Annotated in this window: 1 pseudogene; it reads left to right on the top strand. The window is 66.9% G+C overall.

Annotated features, from left to right (window positions below):
• Positions 1-532 (top strand): annotated as a pseudogene (locus HW556_RS18435) (hypothetical protein); the annotation flags it as partial.

Genomic DNA, 532 nt, shown 5'->3' with positions numbered 1-532 from the left:
AAATTGTCGGCCGGGCTGGCGCACGAGCTCAACAACCCCGCCGCCGCCATTGCCCGCGCCGCCGAAAACCTGGCGCTCAATCTGCAGGCCCGCCCCGAGCTACTTCAGCAGCTGCTGCTTCACTGCCCCTCCCCGGCGGCCTTCGCGGCCCTTATCAGCCTGAGCACTCCGCCACCCGTGGCCTCGGCTCTTACCGGCCTGGCCCGGGCCGACGCGGAAGACGAGTTGGCCGATTGGCTAGAGCAGCAGCAGGGTGTAGCCGATGGCTACCACCTGGCCGCTGGCCTGCTCGACGCCGGCCTGGCTCGCCCCGCGCTCGAAACGGCCCTCGCCGACTGGAAAAAAGTTGCCCGACCAGCGGCGCTGAGCTGGCTGGAAAGCCAACTTACGGCCCGGCGGCTGGTACAGGACGTGCAGGAAGCGGGCTCCCGCATCAGCACGCTGGTGGCCAATGTGAAAACGTATAGCCACATGGACCGCGGCCAGAATTTTGCCCCTTTGGACGTGGTGCAGGGCCTCGAAAGCACTCTTA

It is taken from the genome of Hymenobacter terrestris (genome assembly GCF_013377905.1).
Classification (GTDB): Bacteria; Bacteroidota; Bacteroidia; order Cytophagales; family Hymenobacteraceae; genus Hymenobacter; species Hymenobacter terrestris.
Note: the sequence above shows the minus strand (reverse complement) of the source record. Positions and strands in the feature narration are given on the sequence as shown.